General features: G+C 67.0%; 24 protein-coding genes, 1 tRNA gene and 1 pseudogene. 10 read left to right on the forward strand and 16 right to left on the reverse strand.

The features are described 5' to 3' along the window. A pseudogene (locus JNO53_RS14660) lies at positions 1 to 126 on the reverse strand (electron transfer flavoprotein subunit beta/FixA family protein); the annotation flags it as partial. 205 nt (positions 127 to 331) lie between these two features. On the opposite strand from JNO53_RS14660, the gene JNO53_RS14665 reads away from it, so the two are divergent. After that, a complete protein-coding gene (locus JNO53_RS14665) occupies positions 332 to 865 on the forward strand; it encodes a DUF6265 family protein (RefSeq protein WP_203113280.1) in 534 nt (177 codons plus the stop codon). 19 nt (positions 866 to 884) lie between these two features. Here JNO53_RS14665 and sucC read toward each other — a convergent pair whose 3' ends face one another. Next, the gene (gene sucC / locus JNO53_RS14670; RefSeq protein WP_203113283.1) at positions 885 to 2,084 is read right to left on the reverse strand and encodes an ADP-forming succinate--CoA ligase subunit beta; all 1,200 of its coding nucleotides are present in this window, start codon (positions 2,082 to 2,084) and stop codon (positions 885 to 887) included. A 112-nt stretch (positions 2,085 to 2,196) separates the two neighbouring features. Between sucC and JNO53_RS14675 the strand changes: the two genes are divergently transcribed. Continuing rightward, complete coding sequence (locus JNO53_RS14675) at positions 2,197 to 2,976, forward strand: 3'(2'),5'-bisphosphate nucleotidase CysQ (RefSeq protein ID WP_203113286.1); 780 nt, start codon at positions 2,197 to 2,199, stop codon at positions 2,974 to 2,976. Positions 2,977 to 3,044: 68 nt separating this feature from the next. On the opposite strand, the gene JNO53_RS14680 is transcribed toward JNO53_RS14675, so the two are convergent. After that, positions 3,045 to 3,734: an OmpA family protein gene (locus tag JNO53_RS14680; RefSeq protein WP_203113289.1), complete on the reverse strand. Its 690-nt coding sequence runs from the start codon at positions 3,732 to 3,734 to the stop codon at positions 3,045 to 3,047. Between the two features lie 168 nt (positions 3,735 to 3,902). Between JNO53_RS14680 and JNO53_RS14685 the strand changes: the two genes are divergently transcribed. Next, the gene (locus JNO53_RS14685; RefSeq protein ID WP_203113292.1) at positions 3,903 to 5,195 is read left to right on the forward strand and encodes a CNNM domain-containing protein; all 1,293 of its coding nucleotides are present in this window, start codon (positions 3,903 to 3,905) and stop codon (positions 5,193 to 5,195) included. 239 nt (positions 5,196 to 5,434) lie between these two features. Here the strand turns inward: JNO53_RS14685 and JNO53_RS14690 are convergent, their stop codons facing one another. From JNO53_RS14690 to JNO53_RS14740, 11 genes are all read right to left on the reverse strand, one after another. Beyond that, complete coding sequence (locus tag JNO53_RS14690; RefSeq protein ID WP_203113295.1) at positions 5,435 to 5,866, reverse strand: DUF3035 domain-containing protein; 432 nt, start codon at positions 5,864 to 5,866, stop codon at positions 5,435 to 5,437. 1 nt (position 5,867) lies between these two features. After that, on the reverse strand, positions 5,868 to 6,398 hold the full coding sequence (gene lspA, locus JNO53_RS14695; protein ID WP_203113298.1) for a signal peptidase II: 531 nt from the start codon (positions 6,396 to 6,398) through the stop codon (positions 5,868 to 5,870). Continuing rightward, on the reverse strand, positions 6,395 to 9,349 hold the full coding sequence (gene ileS / locus JNO53_RS14700; RefSeq protein WP_203113301.1) for an isoleucine--tRNA ligase: 2,955 nt from the start codon (positions 9,347 to 9,349) through the stop codon (positions 6,395 to 6,397). The genes lspA and ileS overlap by 4 nt, the downstream gene beginning before the upstream one ends. A gap of 49 nt (positions 9,350 to 9,398) precedes the next feature. Next, on the reverse strand, positions 9,399 to 10,445 hold the full coding sequence (locus JNO53_RS14705; protein ID WP_203113304.1) for a glycerophosphodiester phosphodiesterase family protein: 1,047 nt from the start codon (positions 10,443 to 10,445) through the stop codon (positions 9,399 to 9,401). Then, positions 10,442 to 11,368: a bifunctional riboflavin kinase/FAD synthetase gene (locus JNO53_RS14710; protein WP_203113308.1), complete on the reverse strand. Its 927-nt coding sequence runs from the start codon at positions 11,366 to 11,368 to the stop codon at positions 10,442 to 10,444. The genes JNO53_RS14705 and JNO53_RS14710 overlap by 4 nt, the downstream gene beginning before the upstream one ends. After that, positions 11,365 to 12,546, reverse strand: coding sequence for a dipeptidase (locus tag JNO53_RS14715; RefSeq protein ID WP_203113311.1), 1,182 nt, complete (start codon positions 12,544 to 12,546; stop codon positions 11,365 to 11,367). The genes JNO53_RS14710 and JNO53_RS14715 overlap by 4 nt, the downstream gene beginning before the upstream one ends. Beyond that, positions 12,543 to 13,037, reverse strand: coding sequence for a dihydrofolate reductase (locus tag JNO53_RS14720; RefSeq protein ID WP_338015371.1), 495 nt, complete (start codon positions 13,035 to 13,037; stop codon positions 12,543 to 12,545). The genes JNO53_RS14715 and JNO53_RS14720 overlap by 4 nt, the downstream gene beginning before the upstream one ends. A gap of 7 nt (positions 13,038 to 13,044) precedes the next feature. Next, positions 13,045 to 14,100: a 5-(carboxyamino)imidazole ribonucleotide synthase gene (locus JNO53_RS14725; protein ID WP_203113314.1), complete on the reverse strand. Its 1,056-nt coding sequence runs from the start codon at positions 14,098 to 14,100 to the stop codon at positions 13,045 to 13,047. A 119-nt stretch (positions 14,101 to 14,219) separates the two neighbouring features. Then, on the reverse strand, positions 14,220 to 14,711 hold the full coding sequence (purE, locus tag JNO53_RS14730) for a 5-(carboxyamino)imidazole ribonucleotide mutase (protein ID WP_203113317.1): 492 nt from the start codon (positions 14,709 to 14,711) through the stop codon (positions 14,220 to 14,222). Between the two features lies 1 nt (position 14,712). Then, positions 14,713 to 15,399, reverse strand: coding sequence for a 2,3-diphosphoglycerate-dependent phosphoglycerate mutase (gene gpmA, locus JNO53_RS14735; protein WP_203113326.1), 687 nt, complete (start codon positions 15,397 to 15,399; stop codon positions 14,713 to 14,715). A 35-nt stretch (positions 15,400 to 15,434) separates the two neighbouring features. Then, on the reverse strand, positions 15,435 to 15,596 hold the full coding sequence (locus JNO53_RS14740; protein ID WP_203113329.1) for a hypothetical protein: 162 nt from the start codon (positions 15,594 to 15,596) through the stop codon (positions 15,435 to 15,437). Between the two features lie 90 nt (positions 15,597 to 15,686). Here JNO53_RS14740 and JNO53_RS14745 point away from each other — a divergent pair. The 4 genes from JNO53_RS14745 to JNO53_RS14760 all read left to right on the forward strand — a co-directional run bounded on the left by JNO53_RS14745 (position 15,687) and on the right by JNO53_RS14760 (position 19,415). Next, positions 15,687 to 15,761, forward strand: a tRNA-Thr gene (locus JNO53_RS14745). Between the two features lie 391 nt (positions 15,762 to 16,152). Further along, positions 16,153 to 17,301 (forward strand): Fic family protein, encoded by a 1,149-nt coding sequence (locus JNO53_RS14750; protein ID WP_238401966.1) that lies wholly within the window; start codon positions 16,153 to 16,155, stop codon positions 17,299 to 17,301. Positions 17,302 to 17,424: 123 nt separating this feature from the next. Continuing rightward, complete coding sequence (locus tag JNO53_RS14755; RefSeq protein ID WP_238401967.1) at positions 17,425 to 17,892, forward strand: PH domain-containing protein; 468 nt, start codon at positions 17,425 to 17,427, stop codon at positions 17,890 to 17,892. After that, a complete protein-coding gene (locus tag JNO53_RS14760) occupies positions 17,889 to 19,415 on the forward strand; it encodes a PH domain-containing protein (RefSeq protein ID WP_338015372.1) in 1,527 nt (508 codons plus the stop codon). Before JNO53_RS14755 ends, JNO53_RS14760 begins: the two co-directional genes overlap by 4 nt. Here the strand turns inward: JNO53_RS14760 and JNO53_RS14765 are convergent. Beyond that, on the reverse strand, positions 19,408 to 19,728 hold the full coding sequence (locus JNO53_RS14765; RefSeq protein ID WP_203113332.1) for a GNAT family N-acetyltransferase: 321 nt from the start codon (positions 19,726 to 19,728) through the stop codon (positions 19,408 to 19,410). The genes JNO53_RS14760 and JNO53_RS14765 overlap by 8 nt on opposite strands. 52 nt (positions 19,729 to 19,780) lie before the next feature. Between JNO53_RS14765 and JNO53_RS14770 the strand changes: the two genes are divergently transcribed. Together JNO53_RS14770 and JNO53_RS14775 are read left to right on the forward strand one after the other, a co-directional pair. Next, on the forward strand, positions 19,781 to 20,788 hold the full coding sequence (locus tag JNO53_RS14770; RefSeq protein ID WP_203113335.1) for a threonine aldolase family protein: 1,008 nt from the start codon (positions 19,781 to 19,783) through the stop codon (positions 20,786 to 20,788). Beyond that, on the forward strand, positions 20,785 to 21,696 hold the full coding sequence (locus JNO53_RS14775) for a DMT family transporter (RefSeq protein ID WP_203113338.1): 912 nt from the start codon (positions 20,785 to 20,787) through the stop codon (positions 21,694 to 21,696). The genes JNO53_RS14770 and JNO53_RS14775 overlap by 4 nt, the downstream gene beginning before the upstream one ends. A 1-nt stretch (position 21,697) precedes the next feature. Here the strand turns inward: JNO53_RS14775 and JNO53_RS14780 are convergent, their stop codons facing one another. Then, on the reverse strand, positions 21,698 to 22,480 hold the full coding sequence (locus tag JNO53_RS14780; RefSeq protein ID WP_203113340.1) for an SDR family NAD(P)-dependent oxidoreductase: 783 nt from the start codon (positions 22,478 to 22,480) through the stop codon (positions 21,698 to 21,700). A gap of 52 nt (positions 22,481 to 22,532) precedes the next feature. Between JNO53_RS14780 and pepN the strand changes: the two genes are divergently transcribed. Next, entirely contained in the window at positions 22,533 to 25,187 is a 2,655-nt protein-coding gene (gene pepN, locus JNO53_RS14785; protein WP_203113343.1) for an aminopeptidase N, read from the forward strand. Positions 25,188 to 25,210: the final 23 nt, after the last annotated feature.

Consider the following 25,210-nt stretch of genomic DNA (forward strand, 5'->3'; position numbering starts at 1 on the left):
CGCGATCTCGTCGAACGGGTTCATGCTCATCTTCACGTTCGCTAGATCAACACCCGTGCCATCCCCCTTCACCCGAGGCTTCACGTTGTAGTCAATCACCCGCTTCACGGGCACGAGGATCTTCATGGGGTGGTCCTTCCTCTCGATTGGCGCGGCGTCCGCGTAGCTTGCGTTTACGTAAGCGTCAAGCGCGGGACTCGCCGGCCGCTGATCCAAACTCCGCCTCTCCCTTGCGTTCCGCGTCGGCGGGGTCAACCCCATTCCCGCACGCTTTACCGTGGCGATGCGCGGGCGTAGTCTACCGCGCGCCGGTTCCCGGGAGGGGCACGCCATGCTTCGATACAGTCTGTTTCCGCTCATAGCTGCGCTGGCTGCTCCGCTGGCAGCGCAGGAGACGCGCGTAGCGCCGGGCGACCACGTTCCGCCGCCCGCCACGATCGAGGAGGCGGCCTGGCTCGTCGGCGACTGGGTCGGCACCGGCATCGAAGGGGCCTCGGCGGCCGAGACCTGGCTACCGCCGATGGGCGGTATCATGGCCGGTCTGTTCGCGCAGGAAAGCCCCGACGGCGGGCTGATGTTCACCGAACATATGTATCTGGTCGAGGAGGAGGGCAGCCTCGCCCTCAAGCTCAAGCACTTCAATCCGGATCTGACGGGCTGGGAGGAAAAGGACGATATGGTCCGCTTCCCGCTGATCTCGATCGAGCCCTGCGCAGCCTATTTCAGCGCGCTGACCTATCGCTGCGACGGAGAGGGCGGGCTGACCGTCGCCGTTCGGATGAAGAGCGAGGGAGACGAGGTCAGGGAGCTCGTCTTCCGCTATGCGCGCCGCGAACGGGCGGCACGAGCGGAGCCGACGTCCTAGCGCCGGCTCCGCGCACGGTTCACGCCGCCTTCTTGACCTCCGCGACGATCTTCCGCGCGGCGTCGCCCAGATCATCGGCGCTGACGATCGGCAGGCCCGAGTTGTTGAGGATTTCCTTGCCCTTCTCGACGTTGGTGCCTTCGAGGCGGACGACCAGCGGCACCGAAAGGTTCACGTCCTTTGCCGCCGCGACGATACCGTCGGCGATGACGTCGCACTTCATGATCCCGCCGAAGATGTTGACCAGGATGCCCTCGACCGCCGGGTCCTTGAGGATGATCTTGAACGCCGCGGTCACTTTCTCGCGGTTCGCGCCGCCGCCGACGTCGAGGAAGTTCGCCGGGAAGGCGCCGTTGAGCTTGATGATGTCCATCGTCGCCATGGCAAGGCCGGCGCCGTTGACCATGCAGCCGATGTTGCCGTCGAGCTTGATGTAGGCGAGGTCGTACTCGCTCGCCTCGACCTCGGCCGGGTCCTCCTCGGTCTCGTCGCGCATCGCCTCGACGTCCTTGTGGCGATAGAGCGCGTTCGAATCGAAGCTCATCTTGGTGTCGAGCACCAGCAGATTGCCGTCCTCGGTCTCGACCAGCGGGTTGATCTCCAGCATCGAGCAGTCGAGATCCATGAAGGCAGTGTAGAGCTGCTTCGCCAGCTTCTGCGCCTGCTTGTTGAGCTCGCCCGTCAGCTTGAGCGCGAAGGCGACCGCGCGGCCGTGGTGCGGCATGAAGCCCTGCGCCGGGTCGATCGCGATCGTGGTGATCTTCTCCGGCGTGTCGTGCGCGACCTGCTCGATATCCATCCCGCCTTCGGTGGAGACGATCATCGCCACGCGTCCCGTCGCGCGGTCGACCAGCATCGAGAGGTAGTATTCGGATGCGATGTCGACCCCGTCCGTCACGTAGAGCCGGTTCACCTGCTTGCCCGCCTCGCCGGTCTGCACGGTCACCAGCGTGTTGCCGAGCATCTCCTGCGCGTTGGCCTCGACCTCCTCGACCGATTTGGCGAGCCGCACGCCGCCCTTGGCATCGGGACCGAGCTCCTTGAACTTGCCCTTGCCGCGTCCGCCGGCGTGGATCTGCGCCTTCACCACGTAAAGCGGCCCCGGAAGCTGCTTCGCCCCCGCCACGGCTTCCTCGACCGTCAGAGCGGCATGGCCGGCGGGAATCCCGATCCCGTACTTTGCGAGCAGTTCCTTGGCCTGATATTCGTGGATGTTCATCGTGGTGCGCTTTCCGCTTGTTGTTCGGGAGGGATCGGAGCTTTGCGTCCGCGCCTAAGCATGGATTCCCGCGCTTGAAAAGTGCCGCGTCCGCTCCCAACGGTGTTGGACGATGATAGACCGTTCGCGTCTGGAGAATATCGTCCGCGAGGCCGGGCGGATCGCGCTCGCCGCCTGGCCGGGGGCGGGGCACACTGTCGAAACCTGGGAGAAGGCGCCCGGCAACCCGGTCTGCGCCGCCGATCTCGCCGTCGACACCTTCCTCAAGCGCGAGCTTGGCCGCCTCCTGCCGGCGGCGGGCTGGCTGTCCGAGGAGACCGCCGACGATCCTGCGCGACTCGGCCGGGGCCTGATCTGGCTGGTCGATCCGATCGACGGCACGCGCGATTTCATCCGCGGGCGTACCGGATGGGCCGTGTCGGTCGCGCTGATCAGTGAACGGCGGCCGCTGATTGGCATGCTTGCCGCCCCGGCGCGGGACGAGGAGTGGATCGGGATTTCCGGCCAGGGTTCGTGGCGGAACGGCAAGCGACTCCAGGCCTCGAACCGCAAGGAGTTTCCCGGCGCGCGGGTGCCGGCCGACTCGCTGCCCAAAGAGGACCGCGACCTGCAGATGGTCGCCAAGCCCAACTCGATCGCCCTGCGCGCGGCGATGGTCGCGGCGGACGAGGCGGATCTGCTCGCCACGCTGCGCTGGGGCTTCGAATGGGACATCGCCGCCGCGGCGCTCATCGCGCGTGAGGCCGGTGCCGCGATCAGCGACGCGTTCGGGCAGCCGCTGAACTACAACAAGCGCGATCCGCGCGCCTTCGGTCTGCTGATCAGCGCACCGGGCATTCATGCCGCTGCCGTGGACCGGCTGGCGGAACGTGCGGAGAAGCTCGCCCGCTGATACGAAAAAGGGGCCGATCCGAATACCGGCCCCCTCTTCCCGCCCGGTGGGCAGAAGCCGTGCGCGCCTTACTGGTTCTGCGCGGCGTTGATCTCGTCCTGGCTGATCGGAATGATCTTGATCTCGACCCGGCGGTTGAGACGGCGACCTTCCTCGGTCGAGTTGTCGGCGACGGGCATCGTCTCGCCGAAACCCTGCCAGCGGATGCGCGCCGTGTTGACGCCCTGACTGGTCAGGTAATTGGCGACGGTCTGCGCGCGGCGTTCCGAAAGACCCTGGTTGAACGAATCCGAACCGGTCGAATCGGTATGGCCGTATACGTCGATCAGGCTGTTGGGATACTGCTTGAGGCTTGCTGCCACGTCGTTGAGCGTCGAACGGAAAGCCGGCTTCAGCGTGGCGCTGCCGACATCGAAGGTCACGCCGTCGGGCAGGTTGACGAGGATCGCCTGACCGTTGTCGACTTCGGTGACGTCGACGCCCGAGCCGGCGGTCGATTCGCGCAGTTCCTTGATCTGCTGGTCCATCTTGTAGCCGACCACGCCGCCGATCGCGCCGCCGCCGACCGCACCGATGATGCGCCCGGTCTTGCCGCCGATCAGCCCGCCGAGCAGCGCGCCTGCGGCCGCGCCGCCGACTCCGCCGATCGCCGTGCGGGAGATCTTCCGCTCGCCGGTGTTGGGATCGGTCACGCAGGCGGAGACGCTTACCAGCGAAAGTGCGGCAAAGCTGGCAACGATCATTCTCGACTTCTTCATGGGATTTTCCCCTCTTGCTGCAAACTCGGCTTGCCCCATGTGGAGGGGCGGCGCGCCCACCTGCGCCATATCACGCTAAAACACCATAACGGCTCACCCGTTCCCCGCCGAGTGGCAATCGATATGCGACAGGCTGGCGCGGGCACGCAATTGTGCTAGCGGAGGGGTGTGACACCCTTCCCCTGGCCCGACCTATTGATCATCGCGGGATTGATCGTGCTCAACGGCGTGTTCGCCATGTCGGAGCTCGCGATCGTCTCGGCCAAGCCCGCGCGGCTTCAGGGCGCCGCCGACAAGGGCAGTCGCGCTGCGCAGACCGCGCTCGCGCTGGCGGCCGATCCGGGCAAGTTCCTCTCGACGGTGCAGATCGGGATCACCTTGGTCGGCATCATCGCCGGTGCCTATTCGGGCGCCAGCTTGGGCGGGCCCGTGGGCGAGCGGCTCGAAGCGCTGGGGCTGTCCGCCCGGTACGCGGACGAGGCCGGCTTCGCGGTGGTGATCGCGCTGACGACGTATGCCAGCCTGGTCGTCGGCGAACTCGTGCCCAAGCAGGTCGCGCTGCGCGCCGCGGTGCCGATCGCGCTCACCATGGCCCGCCCGATGGCGATGCTCGCGCGGATCGCGGCGCCGCTGGTGTGGTTGCTCGACACGTCTTCGGGTTTGCTCATCCGGCTTCTCGGGGTCAGGCCCGGCGGGCAGTCGAACGTGACGGCCGAGGAACTGCACATGATCTTCGCCGAAGCGACCCGCTCGGGTGTGCTGGAGGCAGAACAGCACCAGATCCTCGCCGGTGTGGTCCGCCTCGGGGACCGCCCGGTCCGCGAGGTGATGACCCCGCGCACCGATCTCGACTGGGTCGATGCCGACGCGAACGAGTCGGAGCTTCGCGCAGCGATCGAGGCCAGCCCGCATTCGCTGCTGCCGGTCGCCGAAGGCTCGCCCGACCGCGTGATCGGCGTGGTCAAGGTGCGGGAGGTACTCGCACGGCTCGTGGCGGGCGAGGCGATCTCGCTACGTGCGATCATGCGGCAGGCCGAAGTCGTGCCCGACCAGCTCGACGCGATGGATGCGCTGCGCGTGCTCCAGCAGTCCGAGGTCGCGATGGCCATGGTGCACGACGAATACGGTCATCTCGACGGGATCGTCACGCCGGCCGACCTGCTGACCGCCATTGCCGGCCACTTCGCGAGCGACCGCGACGATGGCGACCGCCCGGTCATGATCGAGCGGGCGGACGGTTCGCTGCTCGTCTCGGGCGCGCTGTCGGCCGACGATCTCGCCGACCGGCTGCGTATCGAATACGGCGAAGACCGCGAGTTCGCGACGGTCGCCGGCTACGTCCTCTCGGTGCTCAAGAACCTGCCGCGGGAAGGGGAAAGCTTCACCGACCAGGGCTGGCGCTTCGAGGTCGTCGACATGGACGGCCGCAAGATCGACAAGCTGCTGGTGAGCAAGGAGTAGGGAGTCTTTGTTTCCGCACACGCATCCGCGTGTGCGATATCCTCGCGCCTGACGGCGCTGCGGGCGCGCGGTCGCGCGTGCGGTCGGCTGGCGCCGACCGAACCTTTCTCAGCCATGGCTGTCAGGAGGAATCCCGGTCCGCGACCAGCGAACCGCAAGACCGAGGGGCCGTCCGCAGCGACCGAAGGGAGCGAGGATACCGCACGCGCGGATGCGCGTGCTGCAAAACAATAAAACTATTATCCCTGCGGGATAACAGCCTGCGCGAACTGCCCGTCGCCTTCCGGGGCGGCGACGATGTCGCGGGTGACGCTGCCCTTGGCGACCGTGTTGGTCTCCGGATCGCCGACCTCGGTGCGGATGCTCGGCTCCGCCGTCCCGGCGCGGTCGAGCATGCTGGTTTCGACCGCGCTGCGCGGGGCGGGGCCGCCGAACAGGGCCTCGAGCGCCTGCTCGCCAGCGGTCTCCTCCGCCGGGCGCGGTGCCCCCGGAGCGGGCGGAACGAGGCTGAAGTCGGGCGGAACGACCAGCGGGGCCTGCCGCTGCACGGCGAACTCGTCGGGCCGTTCGCGGCCGCCGATGCCGCCGGTGCTGCCGCAGGCCGCAAGCATCGCGCTCGCACCGGCGAGAAGGACGAGGGTGGCCGATTTACGCCCAAGGGATGAAGTCATTTCAGCTCTCCGCGGCGCCGGGCGCCGACTTGTGTTCGGGTGTTGCCTCCTTGTCGCGCACGAAGAAGGCACGGGCAAGGATTATCAGGACGCCGATGGTGATCGCGGCATCGGCGATGTTGAAGATCAGGAACGGGCGGAACTCGCCGAAATGCAGGTCCGCGTAGTCGATCACGTAGCCGAGCTCGTAGCGGTCCTTGATGTTCCCCAGCGCTCCGCCGAGGATCAGCGAGAGGCCGACGATCTCGCCCAAGGCCTTCTCGCGCAGCATCCACACGGTCACGACCAGCGCGATCAGGCTGGTGACGCCGACGAGAATCCAGCGCATTTCCATCGAGTCGGCCTGGAACATGCCGAGCGAGACGCCGAAGTTGTAGGTCAGCCGGAAATCGAAGAACGGCAGCAACTCGACCACATCGCCGCGCTTCATCGCCAGCGTGTCGGTGACGTAGCGCTTCATCGCCTGGTCGACGAGGAACAGCACGATCGCCGCCGCGAAGCCGATCAGGCGGTATTTCGCAAGCTTGCTCATGCGGCGGCATCCAGTTCGGCGACGGCTTCGTCGCACCGCTTGCACAGCGCGCCGTCCTCCGTCACTTCGGGCAGGAGGCGCCAGCAGCGGCCGCACTTGTGGTCGGTGGTGCGCGTCACGGTCACGGCCTCGCCCTGCCCGCGCACGACTGACGCGGTGATGAACAGCTCGGCCAGATCGGCATCGGTGAAGCCTTCGGGCACCGCATCGGCGGGCACGGTCACCTGGGCCTCGAGCCCTGAGCGCACGACCTTCTCGCGCCGCAGCGGCTCGATCGCTTCCATCACCCGCTCGCGCAACTCGCGCAGACCTTCGAAGCGCGCGGCGAGTTCGCGGTTCACCCATTCGCCCGGCAGCGGATGCAGTTCCTGCAGGTGGACGCTGCCGCGCTCGGGGAAGCGCGTGGTCCAGGCTTCCTCGGCGGTGAAGACGAGCACCGGCGCGGCATAGCGCACGAGGGCGTGGAACAGGATGTCCAGCGTGGAACGATAGGCGCGGCGGCGCGGGTCGTTCGCATCGTCGCAATAAAGGCTGTCCTTGCGGATATCGAAGAAGAAGGCCGAGAGGCCCTCGTTCGCGAAGTCCACCAGCGCGCGGGTGTATTCGTTGAAGTCGAAATCCGCGATCGCCTGGCGCAGCGTGGTATCGAGCGCGTGGAGCCGATCGAGCACGTAGCGCTCGAGCTCGGGCATCTCCGCCGGCGCAATCCCTTCCGCCTCGTAATCGAACCCGTCGAGCGCGCCGAGCATGTAGCGGAAGGTGTTGCGCAGCTTGCGGTACTGGTCGGCGACCCCCTTCAGGATCTCGTCGCCGATCCGGTGGTCCTCGGTATAGTCGACCGACAGCGCCCAGAGGCGGATGATGTCGGCGCCGTACTGGTCCATCACCTTGATCGGATCGACCGTATTGCCGAGCGACTTGGACATCTTCTTGCCGTCGCTCGCCATGGTGAACCCGTGGGTGAGGACCGCCTGGTAGGGCGCGCGGCCGCGGGTGGCGCAGCTTTCGAGCAGCGAGGACTGGAACCAGCCGCGATGCTGGTCGGAGCCTTCGAGGTAGAGGTCGGCGGGCGGGCCCTTGTAACCCGGCGGCCGGGTCAGGTCCGGCCAGCGCCCGCTTTCGAGCACGAAGGCGTGGGTGGAGCCCGAATCGAACCACACGTCGAGGATGTCCGCCACCCGCTCGTAATCGGCGGCGTCGTATTTGTCGCCGAGCAGCGTTTGGGCGTTCGCATCGGACCAGGCGTCGACCCCCTGCTCGTGCACCGCGGCAATGATGCGTGCGTTCACCGCCGGATCGACGAGATATTCGCCGCTCTTGCGGTCGACGAACAGCGTGATCGGCACGCCCCAGGCGCGCTGCCGGCTGAGCACCCAGTCGGGCCGGCCCGCGACCATGCTCCCGATGCGGTTGCGGCCCTTCTCCGGCACGAAGCGCGTCACCTCGATCGCTTCCATCGCCGCCTGCCGCAGCGTCGGCGCGTCGCACAGGCCTTCCTCTGCGGGATTGAGCGCACCGCCTTCGCCTTCCCAACGCCGTTCGTAGACGTCCTTGGGCGAGATATGCGTCAGCACCTTGTCCATCGGCACGAACCACTGCGGCGTGCAGCGATAGATGACCTTGGCCTTGGAACGCCATGAGTGCGGATAGGAATGGGTGTAGTCGGCGCTTGCCGAAAGCAGCGCGCCCGCCGCGCGCAAGTCGGAGCAGATCGGCCCGTCGGGCGCGTTGAACTTCGGGTTGATGACCGACATGCGCCGCTCGTCGTCGCCGCCGAGCCAGGCCCAGTCGTCGCGATAGCGCCCGTCGGCCTCGACCACGAACTTCGGATTGAGACCGTGCGCCTTGCATAGCTCGAAGTCGTCCTCGCCGTGGTCCGGCGCCATATGGACAAGCCCGGTGCCGCTGTCGGTGGTGACGAAGTCGCCCGGCAGGAACGGGCGGGGCTCGGCGTAGAACCCGCCGAGGTGGTGCATCGGGTGGCGGGCTTTGATGCCCTCGAACCCCTGACTACCTTGGTAGAAGCCCGGCGCCCTCACAGCACTTTTGGGTAGAGAAAGGCGAGCAAGGAAGGCTTCTTCCAAGTCCATCGCGATCAGGAATCGCTTGCCGCGAAGGTGTGCCAGCTCAGGCCGATCAGCGATTTCGCCGTCAACCACTTCCAGCAGTCGGTACGACATTTCGGGCCCATACGCGATCGCCTGGTTGATCGGGATGGTCCAGGGGGTCGTGGTCCAGACCACGGCATAAGCGCCGACGAATTCCTCAAAAAACGGGCTCTCGACGATCTCGAACGCCACGTCGATCTGGGTCGAGGTGATATCCTCGTATTCGACCTCCGCCTCGGCCAGGGCGGTCTTCTCCACCGGGCTCCACATGACCGGCTTGGCGCCGCGGTAGAGGTTGCCCGCTTCGGCGAACTTGAGCAGCTCGGACACGATCGTCGCTTCGGCTGCGAAGTCCATCGTCAGGTAGGGATTGTCCCAGTCGCCGTTCACGCCGAGGCGCTTCAACTGATCGCGCTGCACGTCGACCCAGTGCTGGGCGTAGGCGCGGCATTCGGCGCGGAATTCGGCCGGGGGCACCTCGTCCTTGTTGAGCTTCTTCTTGCGGTACTGCTCCTCGACCTTCCACTCGATCGGCAGACCGTGGCAGTCCCAGCCGGGCACGTAGGGGGCGTTCTTGCCGAGCAAGCTCTGCGTGCGCACGACCATGTCCTTGAGCACATGGTTCAGCGCGTGCCCGATGTGCATATCGCCATTGGCGTAAGGGGGACCGTCGTGGAGCACGAATTTCTCACGGTCCTTCCGCGCCTCGCGAAGCTGGCGGTAGAGGCCCTCGGCTTCCCAGCGCGCGAGAATGCCCGGCTCCTTCTGCGGCAGGCCGGCCTTCATCGGGAAGTCGGTCTTGGGCAGGAAGACCGTGTCCTTGTAGTCGCGCTGTTCTGTCATGGCGGATGGCCGTTAGGGCAATTGCAGCGCGCGATAAAGCCGGTTCGCGTCAACGCTCGGCCCGGCGGCGCTCCAGCGAGGCCTGCGCCGCGTCGATCTCGGCCTGGCTGCGGTTGTCGAACCGGTTGATGAGGGCAGGCACGACGGTGAAGCTGTCCTCCACCCAGGCATAGCCGTTGAAGCTCGCCGGAATCTCGCCGAGCTGTTCGGGCAGGTCGAGCCCGGTGGGACGGTCTTCCGCGCGCGGGCCGATCACGATCACGTGCGCGCCGGCTTCCTCCATCCGCGCGATCAGGCGGTTGGGCCAGCCGGCGAAAAGCCATTGCCGGTCGAGCGGGACCATCAGCGTGCCGTCCTCGCAGGCCTCGGGCATGATCCCGAACCAGCCCGAGAGGAGATAGGCGGTGGTGCACTCCTTCGCCCCCTCGATCGAGAAGGCCCAGACGTCGGGATAGTGCTCCCTGATCCGGGCGACATTGGCCGCATCGCCATAGAAGGCGTCGCCCGTGGCGACGGGGTCGCGGCCGGCCGCCTCAAGCGCCGCGGCGAGCAGATCCGCCTCGGCCGGGTCCTTGCTCTTGAAATTGTAGAGCAGCCGGGCGCGGCCGGCCGCCCTGATCGCCTCCTCCAGTGTCGGAATCGCGCCGATGCCTTCGCCCCGGAAAGGATAGGTTCTGCCGTCGTCGGCCGTATAGCCGTAGCCCGCGTCGAGCGCCTTGAGTTCGGCCATCGTCAGGTCGCGGACTTCGCCGGTGCCGTCGGTGCGGCAGTCGACCGTCCAATCGTGGAACACCGCGATCTGGTCGTCTGCCGTGGGCGCGATGTCGACCTCAATCATGTGCGCGCCGAACCCCGCGGCGCGAGCGATCGAGCGGGTCGTGTTTTCGAGATAGTCATGCGCCGGAGGATCGATCCGGTCGGCGGTGCAGGTGTCGCGCCCGACCCCGGCATGGTCGTAAAGCTGATGAATCCCGCGATGCGCGATCAGCTTGACCGCGCCCTTGGGCTCCGGCGCGAGCCAGCTCGCATTGACGACGGTCAGCACGAGGAAGGCGAGGGCGAGGGCGAACGCAAGGTAACGCAGCCAGCGCTTCACCCGAGCAACTCCCGCGCCTCATCGCAGTCGCGCTCGATCTGCGCCACGAGCGAGTCGAGCGAATCGAACTTCGCTTCGGGCCGCAGGAAATGGTGGAACGCGATCTCGATCTCCTGTCCGTAGAGATCGCCGGAGAAGTCGAAGAAATGCGGCTCCAGCAGTTCCTTGGGCGGCTCGAACTGCGGGCGCACGCCGATATTGGCCGCACCCTTGAGTATCTGACCGGTGGCGAGCACGCGGCCGGTCACCGCGTAGATGCCGAACCGGGGTCGCAGATAGTTCTCGATCGCGAGATTCGCCGTCGGATAGCCGATATCGCGCCCGCGCTTGTCGCCATGCTCGACCACGCCGCGAATCGCGAAGGGGCGGGTGAGGAGCGCAGCGGCGGCTTGCGGATCGCCCTCGCGCAGCGCCTCGCGGATGCGGCTGGAAGAAACCGGCGCGCCGCCTTCCATCACCGGCTGCACCGCGCGGGCGGCGATGCCGACCTCTCTCCCAAGCTCGGCCAGCCGTGCGCGATCGCCCGTGCGTCCTTTGCCGAAGGTGAAGTCCTCGCCCGTCACGACACCCGCGACGCCGAGCCTGTCGGCGAGCAGCACGCGCACGAAGTCCTCGGCGGTGGTGTTCGCCAGCTCGGCATCGAAGTGGAACACCAGCATCGCGGTCGCTCCGGCAGCGAGGTAGAGCTCCTGCCGCTGCTCCAGCGTGGTCAGGCGGAAGGGGGGCACGTCGGGCTTGAAGAAGCGCACCGGATGCGGATCGAACGTGGCGATGATCGCCGGCCGGCCCTCGGCCCGCGCCCACTCGATCGCCTCGCGGGCGACCGCCTGATGGCCTTTGTGGAAGCCGTCGAAGTTGCCCAGCGCGATAATCGCACCGCGTAAGGATTCGGGAATTCGCTCGCGATGGTCGAGCCACCTCATGAGACGGGTCCCATGGGTGCGATTCCGGCCCGCAGCACGCGCAGTGCGTTGCCGCCCATCGCCGCGCGGATCTCATCGGGGGTGAAGCCTTCGTCGAGCAAGGCCTGCGTGACCTGCACGAGCTGTGAGGTGTCGAAGCGCACGGTAGTCGCGCCGTCGTAGTCGCTGCCGAGCGCGACATGCTCGATGCCGACGAGATCGCGCACGTGCTTCATCGCGCGGGCCGCGTCGCGGGGGCTGGTGCCGCAGACCGCCGCGTCCCAGTAACCGATACCGATTACCCCGCCGGTGCGCGCAACGCCGCGGATTTCCTCGTCGGAAAGGTTGCGGTTGACCTGGCAGGTCGCCTGCACGCCGCCATGGCTGGAGACGACCGGGCGCTGCGCGATCGCGAGGATGTCGGCGACACAGGCGTGACTGCAGTGCGCGATGTCGACGATCATCCCGATCGCCTCCATCCGCCGTATCGCCTCGCGCCCTTTGGCGGTCAGGCCGCCTTTTTCGATCCCGTGCATCGATCCGGCGAGATCGTTGTCGAAGAAATGCGTCAGCCCCGCCATGCGGAAACCCGCCGCGTGGAGCCGGTCGAGATTGGCGAGATCGCCTTCGAGGTTCTGCAGCCCCTCGATACTGAGCATGGCGCCAACCGGCGTCGGCGCGCCGTCGCGGCGTGCGAGCAGGGCCTGCACATCCTGCGGCTCGGCGACTTTCATCAGGCGCCCGTCCGATTCGGCGGCCGCACGGTCGAGCTTCTCGCCATGGTAGAGCGACCGCTGAAGCAACGACGTCCAGGTACGGATCGGCTGGAGCTGCGCGATCGTCAGCGCGGTGATGTTATCGGTCTCGGCGCTGTTGGCGTCGTAGTTCTGGCCCTTGGGGGTCTTCGTCACGCTGGAGAAGACCTGCAGCGCGACGTTGCCTTCTTCCATCCGCGGCAGGTCCTCGTGACCCTGGTCTGCGCGGTCGAGCAGGTCGCGGTCCCATAACAGCGTGTCCGAATGGAGATCGACGATCGTCAGCGTCGCATGGAGTGCCTTTGCTTCTTCGGAGACCGGGATCAGCGGCTGACCGTCGACCTTGTTCATGTCGCGCTCGATCATCCCCGGCGCGAAGACGAAGAATGCCGCCGCCGCAAGCACGACCAGCGCCAGCGCGCCCCATGCGATCTTGCGTTTCATTTCTCGTCCCCCCTCCGACACAGCGTCACGAAATCGAACGCGGGCATTCCGCCCTCGGCCTCATGCACCTCGCGCGCCGTCTCCTCCCATTCGGGCCCGAGCGGCGGCATGGTGGTGTCGCCGGCGTAATCGGCGTGAATCTCGGTCAGCTCGACCCGGTCGGACAGCGGCAGGAACACGTCGAAGATCGCCGCGCCGCCGATCACCGCGATCTCGCCGTCGCCTGCGAGCGCCAGCGCTTCTTCGGGCGATTGCGCGACCTCTGCGCCGGCGCTGTCCCAGTCTTCGCGGCGGGTCAGCACGATATGGCGGCGGCCGGGGAGCAGGCCGGGCAGGCTCTCGAACGTCTTGCGGCCCATGATCATCGGCTTGCCGATGGTGAGGCCCTTGAAGCGCTTGAGGTCGGCGGGAACGTGCCATGGCAAGCCGCCTTCGTTGCCGATCACGCCGTTTTCGGCGCGCGCGTAGATGCAGAACAGGCTCTGCGTCACTTGCGCGTCATCCGCCGTGAATCCGCGTGATATGACCCATCTTGCGGCCTTCGCGTGCCTGGCGCTTGCCGTAGAGGTGCAGATGCGCGCCCGGTTCGGCGAGGCATTCGTGCGCGCCGTTGGCGTCGTGGCCGATGACGTTCGTCATGACGACTTGCGGTGCGGTTGTCGCAGTATCGCCCAGTGGCAGGCCGCAGATTGCGCGCACGTGGTTCTCGAACTGGCTCGTCGCCGCGCCCTCGATCGTCCAGTGCCCCGAATTGTGCACGCGCGGCGCCATCTCGTTGAACACTGGCCCCTCGTGGGTCGCGAAGAACTCGAGCGTCAGCACGCCGACGTAGCCGAGTGCCTCGGCCACCTTTGCGGCAAGCTCGCGTGCCGGCGCGACCTGCGCGGCGATTGCCTCGCCTGCGGGGAGGGCGGAGGTCGCGAGGATGCCGCCGACGTGGGTGTTCTCGGCGCTGTCCCAGAACCGCACCTCGCCGTCGCGCCCGCGCACGAGGATCACCGAGAACTCGGCGGTGAACTCGACGAAACCCTCGTAGATCGTCGGTGCGCCCGGCAGGCGGATCGCATCGGCATCGCGTGCGGTGTGAATGCGCCACTGACCCTTGCCGTCGTAGCCGTCGCGCCGCGTCTTGAGGATACCCGGCGCCCCGATGCGGTCGACCGCGGCGGCGAGTTCCTCGGCCGCATCGACCGGCGCATAAGCCGCGGGCGTGCCGCCGAGGCTTTCGACGAAGCGCTTTTCCTTGAGCCGGTCCTGCGCCGTCTCCAGCGCGCGCGGGTGCGGCGCGAGCAGCGCCTCGATGGCGGCGAGCGGGCCGACCGGCACGTTCTCGAACTCCCAGGTCACCACGTCGCATCCGGCGGCGAACTGGGCGAGCGCAGCGGCATCGGTCCAGGGGGCGCACGTGAAATCGGCGCTGACTTCGGCCGCGACGCTTTCCCGGTCGGGCGCGAAGATGTGGCAGCGATAGCCGAGTTGCGCGGCCGCGATCGCGATCATCCGGCCGAGCTGGCCGCCACCTAGAATGCCGATTGTCGCGCCTGGCAGGATCAAACTCTCACTTCCCTCATCCGTTTGCGCCCGGGTTCGCCGGACCGTTCTTGCGTGCGAGGTGCGCTAAAGGAAAAAGCCGCCCTTCGACAAGCGCGGGATGAACGGAAATGAGGCGGGTCTCAATCCACCGGCCTTTCGCCCACCGCGGCGCTGCGCGCGGCGCGCCAGTCCTGCAGGCGCTGCGAGAGAGCTTCGTCCGCCAGCGCGAGGATCGCCGCGGCCAGCAGCCCCGCGTTGGTCGCGCCTGCCTTGCCGATCGCCAGCGTCCCGGTCGGCACGCCGGCGGGCATCTGCACGATCGAGAGCAGGCTGTCCTGCCCCGACAGCGCCTTCGATTCGACGGGCACGCCGAGCACCGGCAGATGTGTCAGCGCGCTCAGCATGCCCGGCAGGTGCGCCGCACCGCCCGCGCCCGCGACGATCACCTGGAACCCCTCGTCCGCCGCGCTCTTGCCGAATTCGTACATGCGGTCGGGCGTGCGGTGGGCGGAGACGATGCGCGCCTCGTATGCCACGCCGAGCTCGTCCAGCACCTCGGCGGCGCATTTCATGGTCGGCCAGTCGGACTGGCTGCCCATGACGATGGCGACTTTGGCTCCCCCTGCAGGCATCTCAGCGGTCCTTCAGATAGTGGCGCTCGCCGGGTTTCATCGCGGCGTCGAATTCGTAGACGATCGGCTCGCCGGTCGGAATCTCAAGCCCGGTGATGTCCTCGTCCGAAATGCCCGAGAGATGCTTGACCAGCGCGCGCAGAGAATTGCCGTGGGCGGAAACGATCACCGTCTCGCCGCTTGCCAGCACGGGCAGGATCTCGCCCTCCCAGTAGGGCAGCACACGCTCGATCGTGAGCTTGAGGCTTTCGGTCGCCGGCACTGCGATCCCGGCATAGCGCGGGTCGGCGGCGAGATCGTAGTCGCTGCCGTCTTCCATCACCGGCGGCGGCGTATCGAAGCTGCGGCGCCAGATATGCACCTGCTCGTCGCCGTGCCGCTCGCGCGTCTGCTGCTTGTCGAGCCCGGTGAGGCCGCCGTAGTGCCGCTCGTTGAGGCGCCAGTCCTTGGTTTCGGGGATCCACAGCCGCCCGCAGGCTTCCAGCGCGAGATGCAGCGTCTTGATCGCGCGGGTCTGGAGCGAAGTGAAGGCGCAGGTCGGCAGCACGCCCGTTTCGGCCAGCAGCTCGCCCGCCGCGATCGCTTCGGCCACGCCTTTCTCGGTCAGATCGACGTCCCACCAGCCGGTGAAGCGGTTTTCGAGATTCCACTGGCTCTGGCCGTGGCGGACGAGAATGAGCGTCGGCAAGAAAAGGCTCCTCATGCGGTCGGGAGCGAGTGCGGTTAGCTTTTCGTATCTGGCTTGGAAAGCCCGCTCTCGCCCGATTCGCCCGGCGGGGCCGCGCGCCATTCGCGCGACTGCGCCTTGCGGCGGCGCAGGTTCTCGCGCAGCTTGGCCGCGAGACGCTCCTCGCGCGACAGATTCTTGCCCGCTTCCTCGGTCATGCGAAACGCCTTGCCGCCAATTGCGCCCTGGCTCAAGCTTGGCTTGACTTTCCCCAAAGGGACGACAATAGCGCGCCCGCTTCTCCGAACGCTGCTGTAGCTCAGTGGTAGAGCGCACCCTTGGTAAGGGTGAGGTCGGGAGTTCAATCCTCCCCAGCAGCACCACCAATTTTGTTTGGACGAGGCCGGTTTGTTTTTCGGCGGTTTCCCGGACAGCGTATCGTGAACAGCTTAGTCCCAAGCTTTCTTCTTGGCTTTTGATAAGATCGACAAAGTTCCAGGCGTGCAGTCGGCGCAGTAACCCCCCGCGCGTCGGTCCCAATATATTGGAGCCAGGGCTAAGTCGCTGAGGACTGGCCGCCCCCTTCTTCTCTCGTCGACATTGTAGAAGAGCTAGCGGCAGCAGCCTGATCGACTTCAAACCAGCGGCTGAGTTGGGCTAAGAGAGCTTTCCGCAAGCGAGCACTCGGTCTGTTCCCCGTCTTACCCTGGCCCCTCGGTAATGCAGGCCTATTCGCCGCAAATTTTGCGACGAACGTTGCGCGTGCGGTAATTAATGCGTACAATCACCGCAGGAGATGCGGTGGATATGCCTTTTATTCACGAGAATGCGAACTGGCCGCAATTCGGCTGGAGCAATGATGTCCTGTCGCCCGTGCTAGCCGCCCTGCGGTATCGCGAAGGGCAACTGATAGGCCGAATGCAAGACCTGGGCTTCGCGCTTAGACAAGAAGCCAGTCTAAACACGCTAACTGATGACGTTGTCAAATCGTCCGCGATTGAAGGCGAAAACCTGAATCGTGAGGAAGTTCGATCCTCAATTGCACGTCGCCTAGGGATGGATGTGGGCGGGCTCATTGCATCGAACCGAGACGTTGAAGGCATTGTTGAGATGATGCTCGACGCCACCCAGAGGTTTGCAGAGCCATTAACTGACGAACGTCTCTTCGGCTGGCACGCCGCGCTGTTTCCTACCGGACGGAGCTCCATGCAGAGAATAGCCGTTGGCGACTGGAGGCCGAAGGAAGCCGGTCCAATGCAGGTGGTCTCCGGTCCCTACGGTCGGGAGAAGGTCCATTTTGAAGCGCCCACAGCTGACAGGCTTCAGTCCGAAATGGCCAAATTCCTGAAGTGGTTCAACGCCCCCCCCTCAATTGACCCGGTTCTGCGGGCGGGGGTCGCACATTTCTGGTTCGTCACTATCCATCCCTTCGAAGATGGCAATGGACGCGTCGCGCGCGCCATCGCGGATATGTCGCTCGCGCGCGCCGATGGCAGCAAAGACCGCTTCTACAGTATGTCCGCTCAGATCGAAGCCGAGAAGAGAGACTATTACGATCGACTCGAAGCGCAGCAAAGGAATGGCCTGGATATAACGCCATGGCTGAGTTGGTTCCTCGATTGCCTAAGCCGCGCCCTCGAAAGAGCCGAGGCGACCCTGGAGGCGGTACTCTACAAGGCCAAACTATGGGACAAGGCGATCCGGTACATCGTCAATCAGCGGCAGCGGTTGGTCATCGAACGGATGCTTGAAGACGACTGGGAAGGCTATCTAAACACGTCGAAGTACGCAAAGCTCGCTAAGTGCTCGACCGACACTGCCTTGCGAGACATTAGGGAGCTACTTCAAGCTGGCGTTCTACTCCAAAATGCCGGCGGAGGCCGGAGCACGAGCTACAGACTGGCAGGCGCCGGCGAGCTATAGCTCTGCTCTCCCCCTACCGTCCCGGGTCCGGCTCTGGACGTTCAACGTATGGACGCACCTTCCCTCGACCCCCAGCGCAACAAACCCTTGCCGCTCTCACCCGTCTTAGCCATGTAAGGCACCATGGACGAAAGCGACGCGCTGACCCCGCTGCATCCGAACCACGTCAAGGCGATGCGGGTGGCGACGTTGCTTGCCGCGGTTCCGTTCGTGATCGGCGCGCTCGTGCTCGAAGTCGCCGGCTTACTGCCGACCGGCGTGTTCATCGTGCCCGTGCTGCTTGCCGCGGTCCTGATCGTGATCCGCGCGCCGATGCGGCGCTACATGGCGCGGGGCTATGTCATGGGGGAGGACCGCCTGCGCGTCGTGCGCGGGCTGTGGTTCCGGTCGGACACCGTGGTGCCGTTCGGGCGGGTGCAGCATATCGACGTTCATCAGGGGCCGATCGAGCGCGCCTATGGCCTCGCCACGCTGACGCTCCACACCGCCGGCTCCCACAACGCTTCGGTCTCGCTGCCGGGCCTCGCCGACGCGGACGCGCGGGCGATGCGCGAGACGATCCGGGCGCAGATCAGGCGCGACACGATGTGAGCGAGCCGGCCGACCCTCCCGAAACAGGCGAACGGCGGACCGAGCCGACGGGGCTGCTCCTGCGTGCGATCGGTGGCCTGCGCCAGCTTGTCCCGGCGATCGTTGCGATGGTCCTCGTTCTGCGCGACGAGGGGCCGTGGCTGCTCGCCGCGGTGCCGCTTGCGTTCGTGCTGCTGGGGGCGAGCGTGTTCGTGGCCTGGCTCCAGTGGCACCGGCTGACGTACCGGGTCGGCACGGAGGACATCCGGGTCGAAAGCGGCGTTCTCAGCCGTGCGGCACGCTCGGTGCCTTACGAGCGGATTCAGGACGTCAGCCTCGAGCAGGGCCCGCTCGCGCGTGTGTTCGGCCTGGTCGAAGTGCGCTTCGAGACCGGTGCCGGCGGGAAGGACGAGCTCAAGCTCGCCTATCTCAAGGCAGCCGAAGGCGAGCGGCTGCGCGAAGTCGTGCGCGAGCGGAGGGACGATGCGGCTGCCGCAGCGGGCGAGACCGAAGCGCACGCGGCCGAGCCGGCCGCCGAGGTCCTGTTCGCGATGGCGCCGCGCCGGCTCGTCACCTTCGGGCTGTTCGAGTTCTCGCTCGCGGTCGTCGCCGTCGCCGCCGGTGCGGTGCAGCAGTTCGATTTTCTCCTGCCGTTCGATCCCTGGGATTTCGACGAATGGCAGGAACGGCTGGCAGGGCCGGGCGCCTGGCTCTCAGGCCTCGGGCGAACCGCGCAGATCGTCGGCGGGATCATCGCGGCCGGCTCGCTGCTCCTGGTCGGCTTCGCGACCGGACTCGTGCGAACTTTCCTTCGCGACTGGGGCTTTACGCTCGAGCGGACCGCCAAGGGTTTTCGCCGCCGACGCGGGCTGCTCACCCGCACCGACGTCGTCATGCCCGCGCACCGCGTGCAGGCGCTCGTGTTCGGGACGGGCATCCTTCGCCGTCGGTTCGGCTGGCACGGCCTCAAGTTCGTCAGCCTCGCGCAGGATGCCGGCGCGTCGAGCCACGATGTCGCGCCCTTCGCCCGGTGGCACGAACTGGACCCCATCGCCCGCGCCGCGGGCTTCGCGATGCCGACCGAGGACCTCGACTGGCACCGCGCCGGAGCGCGCTACCGCATCGATTCCGCGCTGCTGGCCGGCCTGATCGCCGGGGGAATCGCGCTCGCGGTGCTGGTCGCGCTCTCGGCGACGGGAGCGGCCAGCCCACTTCTCGCACTGATCCCGCTTGCCATCGCTCTGCCGCTGGCAGCATGGCAGTGGTTCCTCTGGCGCTTCGAGCGGCATACGCTCGACGACGCGCAGGTCTATGCCCGGCACGGCTGGCTTGCGACGCGCACCGATGTCGCCTCGCGCATCAAGCTGCATTCGGCCGAAATCGCGCAGGGGCCGATCGCGCGCCGGCGCGGCTATGCCACGCTGCACCTCGGTCTCGCCGGTGGAAAGCTGGCGATCGAGGGCATACCGCTCACCCGGGCGCGGGAATTGCGCACGGCAATCCTGCGCAGCATCACGGCGCAGGACTTCTCCCGGATCAACTAGCGGTCGGCGCGCGCAAGGCAGCCCATTCGGGATGGCGCCGGAATTGCGCGTCGACGTAGGAGCATTGCGGCTCGATCGTGAAGCCTTCCGCCTTCGCATCGGCGACCAGCGCTTCGACCAGCGCCGCCGCGACGCCGCGCCCGCCGATTTCGGGCGGGACCAGCGTATGGTCGGCGATCCGCGCATTGCCGCGTGCCTTCCAGGTCAGCCGCCCGACGTGGTCGCTGCCGGGCACATGCGCGCGGTACTCGCCGTGAACCGGCGCCGCGCCCGGGCCGGAATGGCGGGTGATCTCGAGACCTTCGATGGCCATGAACGTCGCTCCTTCTTGCGCTGAACGCTGCGGTGGCTAGACGCGTTCCGTCATGTCCAGCGCCAAGCAGTTCCTCTCCGATAACGCCGCTGCGGTCCACCCGAAGGTGTGGGAGGCGATGCGCGCGGCCGACGAACCCGACTCGCCTTACGATGGCGACGCGCTTTCCCGGCGGCTGGACGAGGCGTTCACCGCCCTGTTCGGCCGCGACTGCGCGGCGATCTGGGCCGCGACGGGGACGGCGGCCAACTGCCTGGCGCTCGCGACGCTGGTCCAGCCGCACGGCGGAGTCGTCTGCCACCGCGAGGCGCATATCGAGGTGGACGAGGGCGGGGCGCCTGGCTTCTACCTGCACGGCGCGAAGCTGATGCTGGCCGAAGGCGAAGCGGCGAAGCTCACGCCCGAGACGATTCGCGCGGTGATCGACCCGATCCGCGACGACGTCCACCAGGTGCAGCCGCATGCGATCTCGGTCACGCAGGCGAGCGAATACGGCTGCTGCTACCGGCCGGACGAACTTGCCGCGATCGGCGCGCTGGCGAAGGAGCGCGGCCTCGGCCTGCACGTCGACGGTGCACGCTTCGGCAATGCGGTCGCCTTCCTCGGCTGCTCGCCGGCCGAGGCCGTCGGCTCCGCCGACGCGCTGAGCTTCGGCTGCATCAAGAACGGCGCGATGAGCGCGGAGGCGATCGTGTTCTTCGATCCCGCCGCCGCCGACCTCGCGCGCTATCGCCGCAAGCGGGCCGGGCATCTGCAGTCGAAGGGGCGGTTCCTCGCGGCGCAGTTGCTGGCCATGCTCGAAGACGACTTGTGGCTCGACAACGCGCGCGCTGCCAACGCTGCCGCGCGCGAGATTGCCTCGGTCTGCGGCGAGCGGCTGATGCACCCGGTCGAGGCGAACGAGCTGTTCGTTCGGCTCACGCCGGCCGAGCGCGAGGCGCTGCGCGGGCAGGACTTCGCCTTCTACGACTGGGGCGCCGATGCCGCGCGCTTCGTCACCGCGTGGAACACCGATCCCCGCGCGGCCACCGCCCTTGCCGGAGCGATCGCACGGTTATGAACGGCGAGGCATCGCCGCACAGGTTGCTGCACTGGCGCATCGCGCTGCCATTCGCCTTCGTCGCGCTGATCTGGGGATCGACCTGGTACGTGATCACCGGGCAGATCGCCGAAGTGCCGCCGAGCTGGTCGATCACTTACCGCTTCGCACTCGCGACGCCGGCGATGTTCGCGGTCGCCCTGCTGATGCGGCGCGGCCTGGCGGTCGGAAGAGCCGGGCATGTGCTGGCGCTGGCGATCGGGCTCACCCAGTTCTGCGGCAACTACAACTTCGTGTATCAGGCCGAGCTGCATCTGACCTCGGGCATCGTGGCGGTGATGTTCGGAATGCTGATGGTGCCTAACGCGCTGCTCGCCTGGTGGCTGCTGGGGCAGCGGGTCACATCGCGGTTCCTGCTCGGCAGCGCGATCGCGATTGCCGGCATCGGGCTGCTTCTGCTGCACGAGGCGCGGCTCTCGCCGCTTGGCGGGGATGTGCTGCTCGGGGTGCTGCTGGCGGTAGGCGGCATTCTCGCGGCGTCGATCGCCAATGTCGTGCAGGCGAATGAGACGGGGCGGGCAGTGCCGATGGTGAGCCTGCTCGCCTGGTCGATGCTCTATGGCACCGGGTTCGATGCCGTGTTCGCCTGGTTGACCGCCGGTCCGCCGGTATTTCCGGCTTCGCCGGCGTTCTGGGCGGGAACCGCCTGGCTTGCCTACGCCGGATCGGTGATGACTTTTCCGCTCTACTACACGATCGTGCGCCAGCTCGGCCCCGCGCGCGCAGCCTACAACGGGGTGCTGGTGATCGTGATCGCGATGCTGATCTCGACCCTGGCGGAAGGGTATCAATGGTCGCTGCTGGCCGCGTCGGGCGCGGTGCTGGCGACGGTGGGCATGGTCCTTGCGCTGCGCGCGCGGCAGGATTGATTCACAGCAGGGACACCAGCCCTTCGCGATAAGTGGGATAACGCGGCCGCCATCCCAGCACCCGCTTCGCCTTGCCGTTCGCGACGCGGCGGTTTTCGGCGTAGAACGCGCGGGCAGGGGATGAGAGAGCCGCTTCGTCGAGCGATTGCAATGGCGGCGGGGTTTGGCCGAGCAGGCGGCAGGCTTCCTCGATTACCCTATTCTGGCTCGCGGGCAGATCGTCGGCGAGATTGTAGGCGCCCGGCGGGGCTCCGTCGCCAGAAACCAGCGCGGCGAGCACGCCCGCGACGATGTCGTCGACGTGGACCCGGCAGAAGACCTGGCCCGGCAAGTCGATCCGGTGCGCGTTGCCCTCGCGCACGCGATCGAGCGGGCTTCGCCCTGGGCCGTAGATGCCGGGCAGGCGGAACACCCGCGCGCCGCGCGCCAGCCACGCGGCGTCGGTATGCGCGCGCGCCGTTCGCCGTCCGCCGCCAGTCGGCGCGCTTTCATCGACCCATGCACCGCCGGTATCGCCGTAAACCCCGCTGGAGGACAGATAGCCGATCCAGCGGCCGTCCAGCGCATCGCCGTAGCATGCGAGCACCGGATCGTCCTCCTCGGTCGGGGGAACCGACGAGAAGATATGTGTCGCATCCCTCAGCGCGACGCGCACGCCCTCGAAATCGTCGAACGCGAGAGTCCCGCCGTGTCCGGTGCCCCTCACCGTCCAGCCGCGCCTTTCGAGCGCGCTAGCGATGCGTTCACCCGTGTAGCCGATCCCGAAAATGAACATCTTACCCATGCCCGCGTTCTACCCGATGACGCCCGCAGCGAAACCGCTTAGGAAGATCGCCATGGACATCGCACGCACGCCCTCCACGCCCGACGGAAATCCGCAGCTCGCCGACGCCGCGCCTGAGCCGAAAGAGCCGCCGCTGATCCGGCGCGAGGATTACCGGCCGTTCCCCTGGCTGGTGCCCGAAATCGCGCTCGACTTCGATCTCGGGCTGGAGGCGACGAAGGTGACCGCCACGCTCACCGTGGCGCGCAATGCGCGGGCCGACGCCTCGCAGGTCATCCGTCTCAACGGCGACGGGCTGCAGCCCCTCTCGGTCACGGTCGACGGCGAGCTCGTGAACGACTGGACCATGGACGGCGGCGATCTGATGCTCCCCCTGCCGGGCGAGGCCCACGAAATCGCGATCGTTACCGAGATCGATCCGTCCGCCAATTCGCAGCTCATGGGCCTCTACGCCTCGAACGGCATGCTCTGCACCCAGTGCGAGGCGGAGGGTTTTCGCCGCATCACCTTCTTTCCCGACCGGCCCGATGTGCTCTCGATCTACCGCGTACGCATGGAAGGCTCGAAGGCGCAGTTCCCGATCCTGCTGTCGAACGGCAACAAAGTCGCTGAAGGGGAAGGCGAGGGGGGCCGCCACTGGGCCGAGTGGCACGACCCCTGGCCCAAGCCGAGCTATCTCTTCGCACTCGTCGCGGGCGATCTCGTCGCCCGGTCGGGCAGCTTCACCACGATGGGCGGCCGCGAGGTCGCGCTGAATGTCTGGGTTCGCGCGGAGGACCTGCCGCGCACCGGCCATGCGATGGAATCGCTCAAGAAATCGATGAAATGGGACGAGGAGGTGTTCGGCCGGGAATACGACCTCGACCTGTTCAACATCGTCGCCGTTGGCGATTTCAACATGGGGGCGATGGAGAACAAGGGCCTCAACGTCTTCAACACGAAATACGTGCTGGCCGACCCCGAAACCGCGACCGACGGCGATTTCGACGCGATCGAAGGGGTGATCGCGCACGAATACTTCCACAACTGGTCGGGCAACCGCGTGACCTGCCGCGACTGGTTCCAGCTCTCGCTCAAGGAGGGCTTTACGGTCTTGCGCGACCAGCTCTTCAGCCAGGACATGCAGGGCGAGGCGGTCAAGCGGATCGAGGATGTGCGCGTCCTGCGTTCGGTCCAGTTCCCCGAGGATTCGGGGCCGCTGGCGCATCCGATCCGGCCCGACAGCTTCCGCGAAATCTCCAACTTCTACACCGCGACGATCTACAACAAGGGCGCCGAGGTGATCCGCATGATGCGGACCATGGCGGGCCCGCAGGCGTTCCGGCAGGGCACCGACCTCTACTTCGACCGTCACGACGGCGAGGCCGCGACCTGCGAGGATTTCGTCAGGGCGATGGAGGACGGCGCGGGGCTTGATCTGACCAAATTCCGCTTGTGGTATTCGCAGGCGGGCACGCCCAAGGTGAGCGTTGTCCTCTCGCACGATGGCGATGTCGCGACACTCACGCTGCGCCAGCAAGTGCCGCCGACCCCGGGCCAGCCGGCCAAGCACCCGATGCCGGTCCCGCTCAAGGTCGCGCTGTTCGACCGCGAGACCGGCACGCACGGGGGCGAGCAGCTCGTGATGCTCGACGGGGCAGAAAAGACCATCGCCTTCGAGGGATTCGCGCAGCCGCCGGTGCTGTCGATCAACCGCAGCTTCTCCGCTCCGGTTTCGATCGAGCGGCACGTTCCGCGGGAAGATCTCGTGTTTCTCGCCGCGCGCGACGACGACGCCTTTGCGCGGTCGGAAGCGATGCAGGAGCTGGTCGTCGGCCATCTCGTGGCGGCTGCCGGCGAAGGGCTCGACGAGGGTGAGCGAAGCGAAGGGCGTGCGGCGATCCGCGAGGCCCTGTCCGCGATCCTCGCGGATCCTGCGCTCGACGATCTCATGCGCGGCGAGCTGATGGTGTTGCCGGGCGAGACCTACCTTGCCGAGCAGATGCTGGTCGCCGATCCCGGCCGCATCCATGCCGAGCGAGAGAGCCTCAAGGCATGGCTTGCGGGCGAGCTGGGAAGCGAGCTGCGGGGCGTCCACGCGCGGGCGAGCGACGTGCCTTACAGTTTGGACAGGGACGCTCGCGGCGCGCGCAAGGTGAAGACCCTGGCGCTCTCGCTTCTTGCCGCGGGCGACCCGGAGCGGACGGCGGATCTCGCGGCGGAGCAGTACGACGCGGCCGACAACATGACCGATCGGCAGGGGGCCCTGATGGTCCTCGCGGGCCTCGCCAGCGCCGCGCGGACAGACCGGCTGATCGACTTCTACCGCCGTTACCGCGAGAACCCGCTGGTGATCGACAAGTGGTTCAGCCTCCAGGCGATGTCGCTCCACCCGCAGACGATCGAGCACGTCAAGGCGCTGCGCGATCACGAGGACTTCACGCTGCGCAATCCGAACCGCGTGCGGGCGCTCTACATGGCCTTTGCCGGCAACCCGCATGCGTTCCACGCTGCGACCGGTGAGGGGTACCGCCTGATCGCGGACCTGATCCTCGAGCTCGATCCGATCAACGCGCAGACGGCCGCGCGCTTCGTGCCCCCGCTCGGCCGCTGGCGGCGCATGGAGCCGGGGCGCGCGGCCCTGATGCGCGCCGAGCTCGAGCGAATCGCGGCGGCCCAGCGGCTCTCGCGCGACACCCGCGAGCAGGTGAACCGGTCGCTTGGCTGAGGCGCTGCGATCGGAGTTGCTCG

Source organism: Altererythrobacter sp. C41 (assembly GCF_016803135.1).
In the GTDB taxonomy this organism is placed as follows: domain Bacteria; phylum Pseudomonadota; class Alphaproteobacteria; order Sphingomonadales; family Sphingomonadaceae; genus Pelagerythrobacter.